Origin of the sequence: Streptomyces oryzae (assembly GCF_017676365.1) — a bacterium.
Classification (GTDB): domain Bacteria; phylum Actinomycetota; class Actinomycetes; order Streptomycetales; family Streptomycetaceae; genus Streptomyces; species Streptomyces oryzae.
Genome location: NZ_JADKMA010000071.1, coordinates 1 through 14,881 on the forward strand (window position 1 = coordinate 1; position 14,881 = coordinate 14,881).

Sequence of the window (14,881 nt, forward strand, 5' to 3'; positions counted from 1 at the left end):
GGGCGGCGGGCGGGGGTGTCGGTGCGGATCTCCGTGCGTACGCCGCGGTCCATCAGCAGGCCGCGGCGGTGCGGCGGGGTCTCGCACGCGTCGTCCGTCATGGCGATCATGCGCCGCAGCACTTCGGCCAGCCGGGGGGTCGGCGGTTGGGCCGGATCGCAGCGCATCAGCGACCGGCCGCCCCACGTCCTGCGGTGCCACTCGTCGAGCGCGGTGGGCTGCCTGATGCCCTCGCGCTTCTCCCGCTTGCGGCGGGCCGCGACTTCCGACTCGTAGGCGAGCCAGACCGCGCGGGCCTCCTCCAGTTCTTCCAGCGCCGCGACGAGCAGCGCGGGGTCGGGTTCGCGGTCGTCGGGGTCGAACCCGGCGTTCCTGCACAGGTGTTGCCACGTTGCGCGGTGGCCGTAGGGGGCGAACCGCTCCAGGCACTTGCGCAGTGCCTGTCGTCGTTGGGACGGGTCTCTGTCTGGGTCACGGACTTGTCGGGCGAGCGCTCTGAAACCGGCCAATCATCCCACCTCCGGCGGAGAGGACCCGTGTCGTCGGGGATGTGACGTACGACCCCGCGGTTCGGATCCGTCTCCGGCGATGCTTTTTCGCGCGGCGAGCGCGCAGTTGCTTCGGCGTGGCGGATTACCCCGGATGTGGCCCTCTATTCCTGTAAGGGTCGGTTTCCCGCCTCAGCGGGCGCAGCCGGTTCCGGGGCTCTCCACCTGTCACGCATACGCGACGCCGCGCGCCGCACACACGAGAAGAACGAGCCTCGCGCCGCCGACGTTCCCTGGCCCGCCCGGGAACGGCTCAGGGATCGCCGGGCGCCCCTTCCGCAACGACATACCGACTGGTTAGTCTGCCGGGCGGATGGGGTCGGCGCGCCGCCGCCGTACGCGTCCGAACGGGGCCGCAGGAGCACACGCCCGATGCATGGGAGGCGCAGCCGATGGAGTCCTTGCGCGACAGTTCCGTAGTCGTCACCGGAGCCGGTGGCGGCATAGGGGCGGCCCTGGCCCGCAGATTCGCCGCCGAAGGCGCCCGGGTCGTCGTCAACGACCTGGACCCCGGCCGGGCCCGCGCCGTCGCCGAGGAGATCGGCGGTATCGCCGTACCAGGTGACGCCGCCGCGGTCGTGGCCCCGGCGTGCGAGGCGCTCGGCGGCGCCGTCGACACGTTCTGCGCCAACGCCGGTGTCGGCACCGAGGGCGGCCCCGAGACCCCCGACGCCCAGTGGAACGCCGCCTGGGACGTCAACGTCATGGCGCACGTACGGGCAGCGCGGGAGCTGCTGCCCGGCTGGCTGGAGCGCGGGCGGGGCCGCTTCGTCTCCACCGTCTCGGCGGCCGGACTGCTGACCATGGTCGGCTCGGCGCCCTACAGCGTCACCAAGCACGCGGCCCTGGCCTTCGCCGAGTGGCTGTCGGTCACCTACCGGCACCGTGGTGTGGACGTGCACGCCATCTGCCCGGAGGGCGTACGCACCGACATGCTGGAGGCCACCGGCGCGGCCGGCGACGTGGTGCTGCGGCCGGGTGCCATCGCGCCAGAAGCCGTCGCCGACGCGCTGTTCGCCGCGCTCGACGACGGGCGTTTCCTCGTCCTGCCGCACAGCACCACGCAGGCTCACTACACGGCGCGCGCCACCGGCACGGACAACTGGCTGGGCGCCATGAACCACCTTCAGCAGAAGGTCGAGCGCCGGGCGCACGCCGGGCCCGACGGCGCACGGCCCGTGCCGGACGGCGCACGGGAGGGGGAGCCGGCATGACACCGGCAGCAGCCACCAGGTACGAGGACAAGCCCTGGCTCGCCCAGCTCACCGCCGCCCAGCGGGCTCCCGTCACCCCGCCCGAGACGCTGCTGCACGCGTTCGAAGCCGCCGCCCGCGAGGTGCCCGACCGCACCGCGCTCGCCTACTTCGACGGCCGGCTCAGCTACGCGGAGACCGATGTGCTCTCCGACGCCATCGCGGCGCACCTGGCGCAGAACGGCCTGGGCAAGGGCGACCGGCTCGCCGTCATGCTGCAGAACAGCCCGCACCATGTGCTCGCGCTGCTCGGTGCGTGGAAGGCGGGCGCCACCGTCGTGCCGGTCAACCCGATGTACAAGGAGCGCGAGGTGGCGCACATCCTGGAGGACGCCGAAGTCGCCGCGCTGGTGTGCTCCGACCGCGCCTGGGAGGACCGGCTGCGGGCCACGGCGGCCGGCAGCAGCGTGCACACCGTGCTGACGGCCTGTGAACTCGACCTCCAGACGCGCGACGACACCCGCGTACTCGACTTCGAGCGGCGTGCGCCCGCCGACGACGCGCGGGATCTGCTCGCCGTCGCACGCACCGGCGCACCGGCGCCCGCCGGGCGCGAACCGGCCGCCGGGGACATCGCGTTGATCAGCTACACCTCCGGTACCAGCGGCGCACCCAAAGGCGCCATGAACACCCATGCCAACCTCGCGTACAACGCCGAGCGGCAGCGCGTGGGCTACGACCTGCCCGAAGGCTCGTGCGTCTTCGCGCTGGCGCCGCTGTTCCACATCACCGGGATGGTGGTGCAGCTGTGCGGGTGCATCGCCAACAAGGGCACGCTGGCGCTCGCCTACCGCTTCGAGCCCGGCGTCGTCCTCGATGCCTTTCTCGAGCACCGCCCCGCCTACACCGTCGGCCCCTCGACCGCGTTCATGGCGCTGGCCGCACACCCGGGCGTGACCCGTGAGCACTTCGCCTCCTTCCGGCACATCTCCTCCGGCGGCGCACCACTGCCGCCCGCTCTGGTGGAGAAGTTCCGCGCCGCCTTCGGCCCCTACATCGGCAACGGCTACGGGCTCACCGAGTGCTCGGCGCCGTGCGCCTCCGTGCCGCCCGGGAAACAGGCGCCGGTCGACCCGGAGTCGGGCACCCTCGCGGTGGGTGTGCCGGGCCCGGACACGGTCGTACGCATCCTGGACGAGGCGGGGGCGCCGGTGCCCTTCGGGCAGCAGGGCGAGATCGCCGTCCGCGGTCCGCAGGTCGTCCCCGGCTACTGGCGGCGGCCCGAGGACACGGCGGCCGGGATGCCGGACGGCGAACTGCGCACCGGTGACATCGGGTTCATGGACGCGGACGGCTGGCTGTATGTCGTCGACCGCAAGAAGGACATGATCAACGCCTCCGGCTTCAAGGTCTGGCCCCGGGAGGTCGAGGACGTGCTCTACGCGCACCCCGCCGTCCGCGAGGCCGCGGTGGTCGGCGTCCCGGACGAGTACCGCGGCGAGACCGTCAAGGCGTACGTCAGCCTGCGCGAGGGCACCGATGCCGGGCCCGAGGAGCTGAGTGCGTACTGCGAGGAGCGGCTGGCCGCCTACAAATACCCCCGCGAGGTGGAGATCCTCACGGAGCTGCCCAAGACCACCAGTGGGAAGATCCTCCGGCGGGAGTTGCGTTCCCGGCGGACAGACGGTTCCCGACGGGGGAGCCGGGACCGGAGTCGGTGAGCGGCACCGGTCGGTGAACGATGAGCGAGAGGCAGGTGGCGGCCATGGCTACCAGGGCCGGTTCGGAGGGCCGTGGGAGTGGGGTCCGTTGGGACATCCCGGGCATGATGAGCCTTCAGGACGACGGCTGGGGCGGTGACACCCCCGCGCCCGTACCGCAGCGGCTGCTCGCAGCCGCCACCCGGCTCTTCGCCGAGCAGGGCTACGACCGCACCTCCGTGCAGGAGATCGTGGAGGCGGCAGGCGTCACCAAGGGCGCCCTCTACCACTACTTCGGCTCCAAGGACGATCTTCTGCACGAGATCTACGGCCGGCTGCTGCGGCTCCAGCAGAAGCGGCTCGACGTGCTCGCCGAGCGCGAGGCACCCGTCGAGGAGCGGCTGCGCGCGGCCGCCGCCGACGTCGTCGTCACCACCATCGAGAACCTCGACGACGCCATGATCTTCTTCCGCTCCATGCACCACCTCTCGGCGGAGAAGCAGAAGCAGGTACGGGCGGAGCGGCGCCGTTACCACGAGCGGTTCCGTGCCCTGATCGAAGAGGGGCAGCGCACCGGAGTGTTCAGCGATGCCACCCCCGCCGACCTCGTCGTGGACTACCACTTCGGCTCCGTGCACCACCTCAGCAGCTGGTACAGCGCCGACGGCCGCCTCACCCCGCAACAAGTCGCCGACCACCTCGCCGACCTGCTGCTGCGGGCTCTCAGGCCGTGAAGACCCTCCCGGTGGCGCTGAGGAGTGGCTGCCCCTGCCCGGCGTTCGCAGGCTGCGGGTCGGATTCGGTTGCTCGCGCAGTTCCCCGCACCCCTTCGGGGCGCGTTCCCCTTGCGCACGTAGCGCGGTGAGGGTCCGGCGGAATCATCAACTGGCTCAACCACAACGTTCGGCAGAAAGGACACCCCCGTGCAGGCATGGCGCGTTCACACCAACGGCGAACCCCGCGATGTGATGCGGCTGGAGGAGATACCGGAGCCGGAGCCGGGGCCCGGACAGCTGCTGGTGCGGGTGCGGGCCGGCAACGTCAACTATCCGGACGCCATGCTGTGCCGGGGCGAGTACCAGATCCGCCCGCCGCTGCCGTTCACCCCGGGCGTCGAGCTGTGCGGCGAACTCGTGGGCGGGCCACGGGCGGGGGAGCGGGTGCTGGGCCAGCCCGTACTGCCCTGCGGCGCCTTCGGTGAGCTGGCCGTCATCAGCGAGGAGAGCGCCCGGCCCGCGCCGGAGGCGCTGGACGACGCCGAGGCCGCCGCGCTGCACATCGGCTATCAGACAGGCTGGTTCGGGCTCCACCGGCGCGCCCGCCTCCAGAAGGGCGAGACCCTGCTGGTGCACGCGGCCGCCGGGGGCGTCGGCAGCGCGGCCGTCCAGCTCGGCAAGGCAGCCGGAGCGCGGGTGATCGGCGTCGTGGGCGGCGGGAAGAAGGCCGAGGTGGCACGCGAGCTGGGCTGCGACGTCGTCGTCGACCGGCGCGGCGACGATGTCATCGCCGCCGTGAAGGAGGCGACCGGCGGCAAGGGCGCCGATGTGGTCTACGACCCGGTGGGCGGCGACGCCTACACCGCGTCCACCAAGTGCGTCGCCTTCGAGGGCCGCATCGTGGTGGTCGGCTTCGCCAGCGGCGCGGTGCCCACACCGGGGCTCAACCACGCGCTGGTGAAGAACTACTCGATCCTCGGGCTGCATTGGGGGCTCTACGCGCAGAAGGAGCCCTCGGCCGTGGACGGCTGCCATGAGGAGCTGACCCGGCTGGCCGCGGAGGGCGCCGTGAAGCCCCTGGTGAGCGAGCGGGTGGCGCTGGACGGCGCTGCGGACGCCGTCCAGCGGGTCTTCGACGGGGTGACCACCGGCCGCGTGGTGGTTCAGCTCTGAGGGCTCCAGCGGGCGGTCAGCCGACCGCCCGCGCGGCAGCCCGCCCCGCCGTGCGCCCCGAGAAGAGGCAGCCGCCCAGGAAGGTGCCCTCCAGCGACCGGTAGCCGTGCACGCCACCGCCGCCGAACCCGGCGGCCTCGCCTGCCGCGTAGACACCGGCGAGCGGTTGTCCGCCCTCGGTGAGCACCCGCGAGGACAGATCCGTCTCCAGCCCGCCCAGCGTCTTCCGGGTCAGGATGTTGAGGCGTACGGCGATCAGCGGACCGGCGGCCGGGTCGAGCAGCCGGTGCGGGGGCGCGACACGGATCAGCCGGTCGCCCAGATAGCGCCGGGCGCCGTGGATCGCGGTGATCTGGAGGTCCTTGCTGAAGGGGTTGCGGATCTCCCGGTCCCGCGCGGCGATCTCCCGCCGCAGCGCGTCGGCCTCGATCAGCTTGTCCCCGGTCAGCTCGTTCATCCGGCGGGCCAGCGCGGCGACATCGCGCTCGATCACGAAGTCGGCGCCCTGGTCCATGAACGCCTGTACCGGACTCGGCGCGCCCTTGCGGGCCCTGCCGAGGACGTCGCGGACGGAGCGCCCGGTCAGATCCGGGTTCTGTTCGGACCCGGAGAGCGTGAACTCCTTCTCGATGATCTTCTGGCTCAGTACGAACCAGGTGTAGCCGTAACCGGTCCGCATGATGTGGTCGAGGGTGCCCAGCGTGTCGAAACCGGGGAAGAGCGGCACCGGCAGCCGCTGCCCTGTGGCGTCCAGCCACAGGGAGGAGGGGCCGGGCAGGATGCGGATGCCGTGCCGGGCCCAGATGGGGTTCCAGTTCTCGATGCCCTCGGTGTAGTGCCACATCCGGTCGCGGTTGATCAGCCGCCCGCCCGCCTGCTCCGTGACGCCGAGCATCAGCCCGTCCACATGCGCCGGCACCCCGGAGAGCAGCTTGTCGGGCGGAGTGCCCAGCCGCTCCGGCCAGTTGGCCCGCACCAGCTCGTGGTTTCCGCCGATGCCTCCGGAGGTGACGATCACGGCCTGGGCGCGCAGCTCGAAGCTGCCGACCGCCTCCCGGCTGCTGGCCGTGCCGCGCGGCGCTTCGCTGTCCACCAGCACCTCGCCGGTCACGGTGTCCACGGTGCCCGCGGTAGATGCCAGCCCGGTGACGCGGTGCCGGAAGCGCAGCTCGACCAGGCCGCGTTCGACGGCCGCGCGCACCCGGCGCTCGAACGGTTCCACCAGTCCGGGCCCCGTTCCCCAGGTGATGTGGAAGCGGGGCACCGAGTTGCCGTGGCCGCCCGCGTCGTAGCCGCCGCGCTCGGCCCAGCCCACCACGGGGAAGAGCTTCAGCCCCTGGGAGCGCAGCCAGGCCCGCTTCTCGCCGGCGGCGAAGTCCACGTACGCCTCGGCCCAGCGGCGCGGCCAGTGGTCCTCGGGCCGGTCGAAGCCGGCCGTGCCGAGCCAGTCCTGCCAGGCCAGTTCGTGGCTGTCCTTGATGCGCAGCCGGCGCTGTTCGGGGGAGTCGACGAAGAAGAGGCCGCCGAAGGACCAGTGTGCCTGGCCGCCGAGCGACTGCTCGGGCTCCTGGTCGAGGAGGATGACGCGCCGCCCTGCGTCGGCGAGTTCGGCCGTCGCGGCGAGGCCCGCCAGCCCGGCTCCGACCACGATCACATCGGCGTCGTACGCCATGCTCCCACCTTTCGTCACAGCTGCACCGGCCGGTGACCGGAGAGTAACCTCCGGCTTGGCCCCCGGACACCCCTGTGGACCGGCCGGCTTCGGCTGCGGGTGCTTGGATGGGCGTATGACGGAGCAGGGGCGCGCGGCGGACGAGCTGCTGGACATCGTGGACGAGCAGGACCGGGTCATCGGACAGCGGCTGCGCGGTGAGGTCTACGCGCAGCGGCTGCGGCACCGAAGCACTGCCATCCGGGTGCGGGACGCCACGGGCCGGATCTTCGTGCACCGCCGCACCCCGACCAAGCTGATCTTCCCCGGTCTGTACGACGTGGTGGTGGGCGGCGTCGTGGGCGCGGGCGAGGACTACGACACGGCGGCGCTGCGGGAGGCCGAGGAAGAGCTGGGCGTCAGCGGGCTGCCGCAGCCCGCGCGGCGGCTGAAGTTCCTCTTCGAGACGCCCGAGTTCTCCTGGTTCCTCCAGGTGTACGAGGTGGTCTGCACGCTGCCCGTCCAGCCGCAGCCCGAGGAGGTCGCATGGTGGGACTTCCTCCCGGAGGACGAGCTGGAACGGCGGCTGGCCGACTGGGTGGCGGAGGCGGCGGTCGTCCCCGACGGGCTGGAGTGCCATCGCCGTCTCACGGCGCAGTCGTCACCGTGAGCAGCGTGCGCGTCGGCGTCCCACCAGCAGAGAGCCCGCAGGTCACCGCGTACGGTTGAGCCATGCGCGACCGGATCTCGGAGACCGTCCGGCTGTGGTTCGCCCCGCAGCGGCTCAGGGACGAGGGCACCACGCCCGACTACCGCTTCTCGCTGGCCAACGAGCGCACCTTCCTCGCCTGGATACGCACCGCGCTGGCCCTGGTGGCGGGCGGGATTGCGGTCGATCAGTTCCTGACGGACCTGCGCTGGGGCGTGCGGACGGGCGTGGCGATCGTCCTGCTCGCCGGTGCGGCGCTGTGCGCCTTCCGCGCCGTGAACCACTGGGTGCGCTGCGAGCGGGCCATGCGCCGCGGGGAGGATCTGCCGGCCTCGCGCTTCCCGGTGCTGCTGGCGAGCGGTACGGCGCTCGCGGCGCTGCTGGTCATCGCCGTCGTCGTGCTCGGCCTGGCGGGCCGGTGACGGGCGGGCCGACGGTCGGCGGGCCGGACGAGCCGGTGCGCGACCCGGGCGCGCAGCCGGAGCGCACCTGGCTGGCCTGGCGCCGTACGACGCTCAGCTGTGCCGTCTCCGTCGCGCTGGCGGCGCGGGTGGCGCTGGCGGAGCCGTCGGGCCTCGCCGTGGTGGCCGCCGGACTGGGCGCGCTGGCCTGGGTCGGCCTGCTGGTCACCGCCCACCGGCGGATCGGCGCGCTGGCGCAGGCCCGGCCGGGGACGATGGGCGCCGCGCAGACGGCCGGGACGCTGCTCTGTGTCCTGGTGCTGATCGGCGTCGGAGGGATGATGCTGGTGTGAACGGCGCGGAGGGCGCAGCCGGGCCGCTCGTCGTCGTGATGGGGGTGTCCGGGTCCGGCAAGAGCACCGTCGGCGAGTGGCTGGCCCAGGCGCTCGGCCTGCCGTTCGCCGACGCGGACGACTTCCACCCGGAACGCAACATCGAGAAGATGTCGGCCGGAATCCCGCTGGACGACGCCGACCGGGCCCCGTGGCTGGACGCGATGGCCGAGTGGCTGGTCCGGCATGCCGACGAAGGTGCCGTTCTGGTCTGCTCGGCGCTCAGGCACCGCTACCGCGACCGGCTGCGCCGGGCCTCTTCCCGGCTGTTCTTCGTGCATCTGGACGGCTCGTACGAGCTGATCGCCGCCCGGCTGGCCGGGCGCGAGGGCCACTTCATGCCGCCGAGCCTGCTGCGTTCGCAGTTCGAGGTGCTGGAGCCGCTCGGCCCGGACGAGCGCGGGGTCACCGTTTCCGTCGCCGGTGCACCGCACGAGACCCGCGCCGCGGTGCGGAGCGCGCTGGTGCGCGCGGGGGTGTGCTGAGGGCTCCGCCGCCGGCCGGGAGCAGGGGAGCCCATCGGTCCGGGTCAGCCGAGCGCGACCGCGGTCAGGATCAGCACGCCGACCGTGAGAACGATGATCAGCGCAAGCCCTGAGGGGTTGCGGTGGTTGAGGATGTAGCCGTTCCTGGACCGCTCGTCGCGTACGAACAGCGGCTCGTTGTCACCCGTGAGCATGCCCCGAGGCTAGGGCGCGAAGGGCAGGCGTGTCATCGGACTTCGGGCGGAAAGCGGTGCATCACACACCGAGCCGCCCGCATACGGGTTAATTCGGACCCGCGGCGGGGGAGTCGGTCCCGAGCCCGAGACGGGCGGGGAAGTGCGGCGGGAGCAAGGGGTGGACGGGCATACCGACCAGTCGGCATGATCGGGGCGAGGCGATGTCGAAGGAGCGCGCACGATGAGCGAAGAGAATCCGCCCGGGCTCGATCTGGCACGGCTGGCCGCGCATCTGGAGCGGGAGAGTCCGGGGCTGATACGGGGGCCGCTGAGCGCCGAGGTCGTACAGGGCGGCCGGTCGAACCTGACCTACCGGGTCACGGACGGCGCCGGGCGGTGGGTGGTACGGCGTCCGCCGCTCGGTCACGTACTGGCCACAGCGCACGACATGGCCCGCGAGCACCGCGTCATCAGCGCGCTGCGGGACACCGCGGTTCCGGTACCCGGCACCGTCCTGCTGTGCGAGGACCCGGAGGTGATCGGGGCGCCCTTCTATGTGATGGAGCACGTCGACGGCACCCCGTACCGCACGGCCGCAGAGCTCGCCGGGCTCGGGCCCGAGCGCACCCGCGAGGTCGTTCTGGCGCTGCCCGAAACGCTGGTGGCGCTGCACGCCGTCGATCCGCAGGAGGTGGGGCTGGGCGACTTCGGGCGGCCCGAAGGATTTCTGGAGCGGCAACTGCGGCGCTGGAGCAAGCAGTTGGAGGCGTCCCGCAGCCGGGAGCTGGCCGGTATCGACGTACTGTGCACCGCGCTCGGCGAGACGCTGCCCGACTCGCCGCGGCCCACCGTCGTGCACGGCGATTTCCGCCTGGACAACGTGCTGGTGGACGCCCAGGACGAGGTCGCAGCGGTGCTCGACTGGGAGATGTCCACCCTCGGCGACCCGCTGACCGACCTCGGGCTGCTGGCGATGTACAGCGAGCGCCAGGAGGTGCCCGACTCGCCGGTCAGCACCACCAGCGGGGCGCCGGGCCACCCCTCAGCCGCCGAACTGATCGAGCGGTACGCCGAGCTGTCGGGCCGCGATGTGTCGCGGATCAACTGGTACACGGCGTTCGCCTACTTCAAGCTCGCCGTGATCCTGGAGGGCATCCACTACCGCTTCACCCTCGGGCAGACCGTCGGCGCGGGCTTCGACCGGATCGGCGAGCTGGTGCCGGTCTTCATCGACAACGGACTCACCACTCTGCGGAAGGGCTGAGCAGCACATGGACTTCGCATACGACGCGCGTACCGAAGAGCTGCGCGAACGGCTGCTCGGCTTCATGGACGAGCACGTCCACCCGGCCGAGCCGGTGGCCGAGGAACAGCGCGCCGCGCAGGACTCACTCTGGGCCACCGTGCCGGTCCAGGAGGAACTGAAGGCCACGGCACGGAAGCTGGGGCTGTGGAACCTCTTCTTGCCCGATACGGAGTACGGTGCCGGGCTCAGCAACCTCCAGTACGCGCCGCTGGCGGAGATCACCGGACGCAGCCCGCAGCTCGCGCCGACCGCGCTCAACTGCGCTGCCCCGGACACCGGGAACATGGAGCTGCTGGCCCAGTTCGGCTCCGCCGAGCAGAAGAAGCGGTGGCTGGAGCCGCTGCTCGCGGGTGAGATCCGCTCGGCCTTCGCGATGACCGAGCCGGAGGTCGCCTCCTCGGACGCCACCAACATCGCCACCCGCATCCGGCGGGAGGGCGACCAGTACGTCATCTCCGGCCGCAAGTGGTACATCTCCGGGGCCATGCACCCGGACTGCGAGATCTTCATCGTCATGGGCAAGACCGACCCGGACGGCGAGGACGTGCGGCGCCAGCAGTCCATGGTGCTCGTCCCGCGCGCCACCCCAGGCGTGGAGGTGCGCCGGGCGATGTCCGTCTACGGCTACGAGGACCACTACCACGGCGGCCACGCGGAGGTGGTCTTCGACGACGTACGCGTCCCCGTCGCCAACCTGGTCGGCGAGGAGGGCGGCGGTTTCGCCATCGCGCAGGCCAGGCTCGGCCCCGGCCGTATCCACCACTGCATGCGGCTGATCGGGATGGCCGAACGTGCCATCGAGCTGATGTGCCGCCGGGCGCTGGACCGTACGGCCTTCGGCAAGCCGCTGGCCCGGCAGGGGGTGGTGCACGAGTGGATCGCCGACGCGCGGGTGCAGGTCGAGCAGTTGCGGCTGCTGGTGCTGAAGACGGCGTGGCTGATGGACACCGTCGGCAACCGGGGCGCGCACACCGAGATCCAGGCCATCAAGATCGCCACTCCGCGGGCGGTGGTCCGCATCATCGATGACGCGGTCCAGCTCCATGGCGCCGGTGGAGTCTCCCAGGACTTCCCCCTCGCCCACCTGTGGGCCTCCGCGCGGACGCTGCGCCTGGCCGACGGCCCTGACGAGGTCCACCAGCGCTCGCTGGCGCGCCGCGAATTGAGGCGGTACGGCGCGTAAAGGCACTCCGTCCTTACTCCGGTGCCGCCAGGCCCCCATGGCGGCGGGTCGGGGTGCGGCCCTGTGGGGGCGCGGGCTCGGGGCGGGGCGGCGGACGCCGCATCTGGTGACTGCGGGGCGCCCCGCACGAGAGGGTGAAAAGCATCCCGCAGTGGCACAGCTCCAGGGGCTCCCCCTCCAGCAGGGTGTAGGTGGCCGTCGTCCCGGCGAGGGCCACCCGCAGCCGCCGCCCCCGCACCTGCACCGTGAAGGCCAGCCCGCTCAGCTGTTCGGGCAGCAGCGGCGAGAAGTCCAGCGTGCCGCGCCGCAGCCGCATCCCGCCGAACCCGGCGACCAGCGCGATCCAGGCGCCGGCCAGCGAGGCGATGTGCAGCCCGTCGCGGGTGTTGCTCTCCAGGTCCTCCAGGTCCATCAGCGCGGCCTCGCCCACATAGTCGTAGGCGAGGCGCAGATGACCGACCTCGGCGGCCATCACGGCCTGACAGCACGCGGAGAGCGACGAGTCGCGGACCGTCAGCTGCTCGTAGTAGTCGAAGCTGCGGGCCTTCTGCTCGGCGTCGAACGCGTCACCGCGCTTGTAGAGGGCCAGCACCAGGTCGGCCTGTTTGATGACCTGCTTGCGGTACAGATCGAAGTAAGGGAAGTGCAGCATCAGCGGGTACTGGTCGGTCCCCGTCGAGGCGAAGTCCCACCTCTGGTGGCCGGTGAAGCCGGCCGACTGCTCGTGGACTCCCAGCGCCTCGTTGAACGGTATGGCCACCGCGTCAGCCGCGTCCCGCCAGGCGGCTGCCTCTTCGTCGTCCACGCCGAGTGCGGCCGCCTCCTCGGTGTGCCGCTCCGCGACATCGGCGGCGGCGCGCAGGTTCTGCTGCGCCATCAGGTTGGTGTAGAGGTTGTCGTCCGCGACGGCGCTGTACTCGTCGGGCCCGGTGACGCCGTCGAAGTGGAAGGCGCCGTGGTGGTCGTGGTGGCCCAGCGAGTGCCACAGCCGGGCGGTCTCGACCAGGATTTCCACCGCCGTCTCCCGCTCGAACTCCACGTCGCCGGTGGCGTCGACGTACCGGACGACCGCGTCCGCGATGTCAGCGTTCACATGGAACGCCGCCGTACCGGCCGGCCAGTACGCGGAACACTCCGAACCGTCGATCGTCCGCCAGGGGAAGGTGGCGCCCCGCAGTCCGAGCTGGCGGGCCCGCTCGCGTGCGGCGGGCAGCGTCTCCTGGCGCCAGCGCAGCGCTTCGGCCACGGAGTCCGGAGAGGTGTAGGTGAGCACCGGCAGCACGAACTGCTCGCTGTCCCAGAAGGAGTGGCCGTCATAGCCGGAACCGGTCAGCCCCTTGGAGGGGATGGCGCGCTTCTCGGCGCGCGCTCCCGCCTGCAGGACGTGGAAGAGCGCGAAGCGCACCGCCTGCTGGATCTCCGCGTCGCCGTCCACCTCCACATCGGCGCGGGCCCAGAAGCCGTCCAGGTACTCCCGCTGCTGCTCGACCAGCCCCTGCCACCCCTTGGTGCGGGCACCGGCCAGTGCGGCGTCGACCTGGTCGCGCACGGCGGGCAGCGAGCGGGCCCCGGACCAGCCGTAGGCGACCAGCTTCTCCACCCGCAGCGGTTCGCCGGGCGCCAGTTCGGAGGTGACGGTGAGCCGTGCGACGTTGTCCCCGCTCTCGCCGGCGGTGCGGGTCGAGGCCGGGCCGTGCACGGCGTGGTCGGCAGCGGCACCGACCCGCAGCCCGCTGCGCTCGGTGCAGTGCACCAGCCGCAGCCGCATGTCGTCGGCGAAGTGCTCCTCCGGCAGCAGCACGTCCTCCAGCGCGGCGGCCACCCGCGGGTCCCCGCCGCTCTTCTGCGGCAGCTGCTCGTTGGCGACCAGCTCCGACTGGACGACGACCCGGACGTTCGAGTCCAGCGGCTCGACCTCGTAGGCGACGGCGGCGATGGCGCGCTGGCTGAAGGAGACCAGCCGGGTCGAGGTCACCCGTACGGTGCAGCCGGCCGGGGAGCTCCACTCGCAGACCCGGCGCAGCAGGCCGGTCCGCAGATCCAGCACGCGCTCGTGGAAGCGCAGCTTGCCGTAGCGCACGTCGAAGGGCTCGTCGTCCACCAGCAGCCGCATGATCTTGCCGTTGGTGACGTTGATGACGGTCTGCCCCGACTCGGGGTAGCCGTAGCCCGCCTCCGCGTACGGCAGCGGGTGCAGCTCGTGCACCCCGTTGAGGTAGGTGCCGGGCAGCCCGTGCGGCTCGCCCTCGTCCAGGTTGCCGCGCCAGCCGATGTGCCCGTTGGAGAGGGCGAAGACGGACTCGCTCTGCGGGAGGACGTCCAGGTGCAGCTCGGTCTCCCGCAGGGACCAGGGCTGTACGGCGTAGCAGGAGTGGCTGATCACGTGCGCTGTCCCTTCCCCGGCGTGGGCGTCGGCCCCGGCGTGTGCGCCAGGCCGCGCTGTCCCAGCAGCTGTTGCAGGTCCTGGACCACGGTGTCGGCGCCGTGTGCCCGCAGCGCGTCGGCCTGCCCGGTCCTGTCGACCCCCACGACGTACCCGAAGTGCCCGGCGCGGCCGGCGTCCATCCCGGCCAGCGCGTCCTCGAAGACCGCGGACTCGGCCGCCGGTACGTCCAGCTCCCTGGCGGCGGCGAGGAAGGTGTCCGGGCGCGGCTTGCCGGGCAGCCGGTGCTCCTTGGCCACGATGCCGTCGATCCGTACGTCGAACCGGTCCTCGATGCCGACCGAGGCGAGGATGTCGCGGCAGTTCGCGCTGGAGGAGACCACCGCCGTCCGCAGCCCCGCATCCCGTACCGCGTCCAGATAGCGCAGCGAGCCCTCGTACGCCTCGACGCCCTCGTTGCGGATCTTCTCCAGCAGCAGCTCGTTCTTGCGGTTGCCAAGTCCGTGCACGGTCTCGCGGCCGGGCGGGTCGTCGTCTGCGCCCTCCTGGAGCCGGATGCCGCGGGAGGCGAGGAAGGTGCGCACGCCGTCGGCGCGTGGGCGCCCGTCCACGTACGTCTCGTACTCCGCCACCGGGTCGAAGGGGCGGAAGCCGGGCCCCTCGCGGTCCCGCAGATAGGCGTCGAACATCTCCTTCCAGGCAGCGGCGTGCACGACGGCTGTCCTGGTGAGGACACCGTCGAGATCGAACAAGCATGCGCGGATGCTGTTCGGCAGACCGAGGTTCGTCATGCGTGCCGGGTCCCCCGACCACGCGGCCGACATGCCTGCCCACCCGCTTTGCCGCCCGGCTGGACGCGTGCCCG

General features: G+C 72.1%; 15 protein-coding genes. 10 read left to right on the forward strand and 5 right to left on the reverse strand.

What is annotated here, in order from left to right; translation table 11 throughout:
- Window positions 1-509, reverse strand: a 509-nt coding sequence (locus tag ITI46_RS15750) for a hypothetical protein (RefSeq protein WP_247746055.1), incomplete at its 3' end; no start/stop codon positions are given.
- Window positions 510-940: 431 nt separating this feature from the next.
- Between ITI46_RS15750 and ITI46_RS15755 the strand changes: the two genes are divergently transcribed.
- The 4 genes from ITI46_RS15755 (at window position 941) to ITI46_RS15770 (ending at window position 5,330) form a co-directional block, all read left to right on the forward strand.
- Complete coding sequence (locus ITI46_RS15755; protein ID WP_209240179.1) at window positions 941-1,762, forward strand: SDR family oxidoreductase; 822 nt, start codon at window positions 941-943, stop codon at window positions 1,760-1,762.
- On the forward strand, window positions 1,759-3,462 hold the full coding sequence (locus tag ITI46_RS15760; RefSeq protein WP_209240180.1) for an AMP-binding protein: 1,704 nt from the start codon (window positions 1,759-1,761) through the stop codon (window positions 3,460-3,462). Before ITI46_RS15755 ends, ITI46_RS15760 begins: the two co-directional genes overlap by 4 nt.
- A 104-nt stretch (window positions 3,463-3,566) precedes the next feature.
- Window positions 3,567-4,175 carry a TetR/AcrR family transcriptional regulator gene (locus tag ITI46_RS15765; RefSeq protein ID WP_372451967.1) on the forward strand — a complete coding sequence of 203 codons (609 nt, stop codon included), beginning with the start codon at window positions 3,567-3,569 and terminating at the stop codon, window positions 4,173-4,175.
- 189 nt (window positions 4,176-4,364) lie between these two features.
- Window positions 4,365-5,330, forward strand: a complete 966-nt coding sequence (locus ITI46_RS15770) for an NADPH:quinone oxidoreductase family protein (protein WP_209240181.1) — start codon at window positions 4,365-4,367, stop codon at window positions 5,328-5,330.
- Window positions 5,331-5,346: 16 nt separating this feature from the next.
- Here the strand turns inward: ITI46_RS15770 and ITI46_RS15775 are convergent, their stop codons facing one another.
- Complete coding sequence (locus tag ITI46_RS15775; RefSeq protein WP_209240182.1) at window positions 5,347-7,002, reverse strand: FAD-binding dehydrogenase; 1,656 nt, start codon at window positions 7,000-7,002, stop codon at window positions 5,347-5,349.
- 115 nt (window positions 7,003-7,117) lie between these two features.
- Here ITI46_RS15775 and ITI46_RS15780 point away from each other — a divergent pair, with 115 nt between their 5' ends.
- The 4 genes from ITI46_RS15780 to ITI46_RS15795 all read left to right on the forward strand — a co-directional run bounded on the left by ITI46_RS15780 (window position 7,118) and on the right by ITI46_RS15795 (window position 8,968).
- A complete protein-coding gene (locus ITI46_RS15780) occupies window positions 7,118-7,651 on the forward strand; it encodes an NUDIX domain-containing protein (protein WP_209240183.1) in 534 nt (177 codons plus the stop codon).
- Window positions 7,652-7,713: 62 nt separating this feature from the next.
- Window positions 7,714-8,112 carry a YidH family protein gene (locus ITI46_RS15785; RefSeq protein ID WP_209240184.1) on the forward strand — a complete coding sequence of 133 codons (399 nt, stop codon included), beginning with the start codon at window positions 7,714-7,716 and terminating at the stop codon, window positions 8,110-8,112.
- The gene (locus ITI46_RS15790; protein ID WP_307808188.1) at window positions 8,109-8,444 is read left to right on the forward strand and encodes a DUF202 domain-containing protein; all 336 of its coding nucleotides are present in this window, start codon (window positions 8,109-8,111) and stop codon (window positions 8,442-8,444) included. Before ITI46_RS15785 ends, ITI46_RS15790 begins: the two co-directional genes overlap by 4 nt.
- A complete protein-coding gene (locus tag ITI46_RS15795; RefSeq protein ID WP_372451966.1) occupies window positions 8,441-8,968 on the forward strand; it encodes a gluconokinase in 528 nt (175 codons plus the stop codon). Before ITI46_RS15790 ends, ITI46_RS15795 begins: the two co-directional genes overlap by 4 nt.
- Window positions 8,969-9,012: 44 nt before the next feature.
- Here the strand turns inward: ITI46_RS15795 and ITI46_RS15800 are convergent, their stop codons facing one another.
- The gene (locus ITI46_RS15800) at window positions 9,013-9,162 is read right to left on the reverse strand and encodes a hypothetical protein (RefSeq protein ID WP_209240185.1); all 150 of its coding nucleotides are present in this window, start codon (window positions 9,160-9,162) and stop codon (window positions 9,013-9,015) included.
- 223 nt (window positions 9,163-9,385) lie between these two features.
- Here ITI46_RS15800 and ITI46_RS15805 point away from each other — a divergent pair, with 223 nt between their 5' ends.
- Both ITI46_RS15805 and ITI46_RS15810 read left to right on the forward strand, forming a co-directional pair.
- The gene (locus ITI46_RS15805; RefSeq protein WP_209240186.1) at window positions 9,386-10,408 is read left to right on the forward strand and encodes a phosphotransferase family protein; all 1,023 of its coding nucleotides are present in this window, start codon (window positions 9,386-9,388) and stop codon (window positions 10,406-10,408) included.
- 7 nt (window positions 10,409-10,415) lie between these two features.
- Window positions 10,416-11,633, forward strand: coding sequence for an acyl-CoA dehydrogenase family protein (locus ITI46_RS15810; protein ID WP_209240187.1), 1,218 nt, complete (start codon window positions 10,416-10,418; stop codon window positions 11,631-11,633).
- Window positions 11,634-11,646: 13 nt separating this feature from the next.
- Here ITI46_RS15810 and ITI46_RS15815 read toward each other — a convergent pair whose 3' ends face one another.
- The gene (locus ITI46_RS15815; RefSeq protein ID WP_209240188.1) at window positions 11,647-14,016 is read right to left on the reverse strand and encodes a glycoside hydrolase family 65 protein; all 2,370 of its coding nucleotides are present in this window, start codon (window positions 14,014-14,016) and stop codon (window positions 11,647-11,649) included.
- Window positions 14,013-14,807, reverse strand: a complete 795-nt coding sequence (locus ITI46_RS15820; protein ID WP_209240189.1) for an HAD family hydrolase — start codon at window positions 14,805-14,807, stop codon at window positions 14,013-14,015. The genes ITI46_RS15815 and ITI46_RS15820 overlap by 4 nt, the downstream gene beginning before the upstream one ends.
- Between the last annotated feature and the right edge of the window lie 74 nt (window positions 14,808-14,881).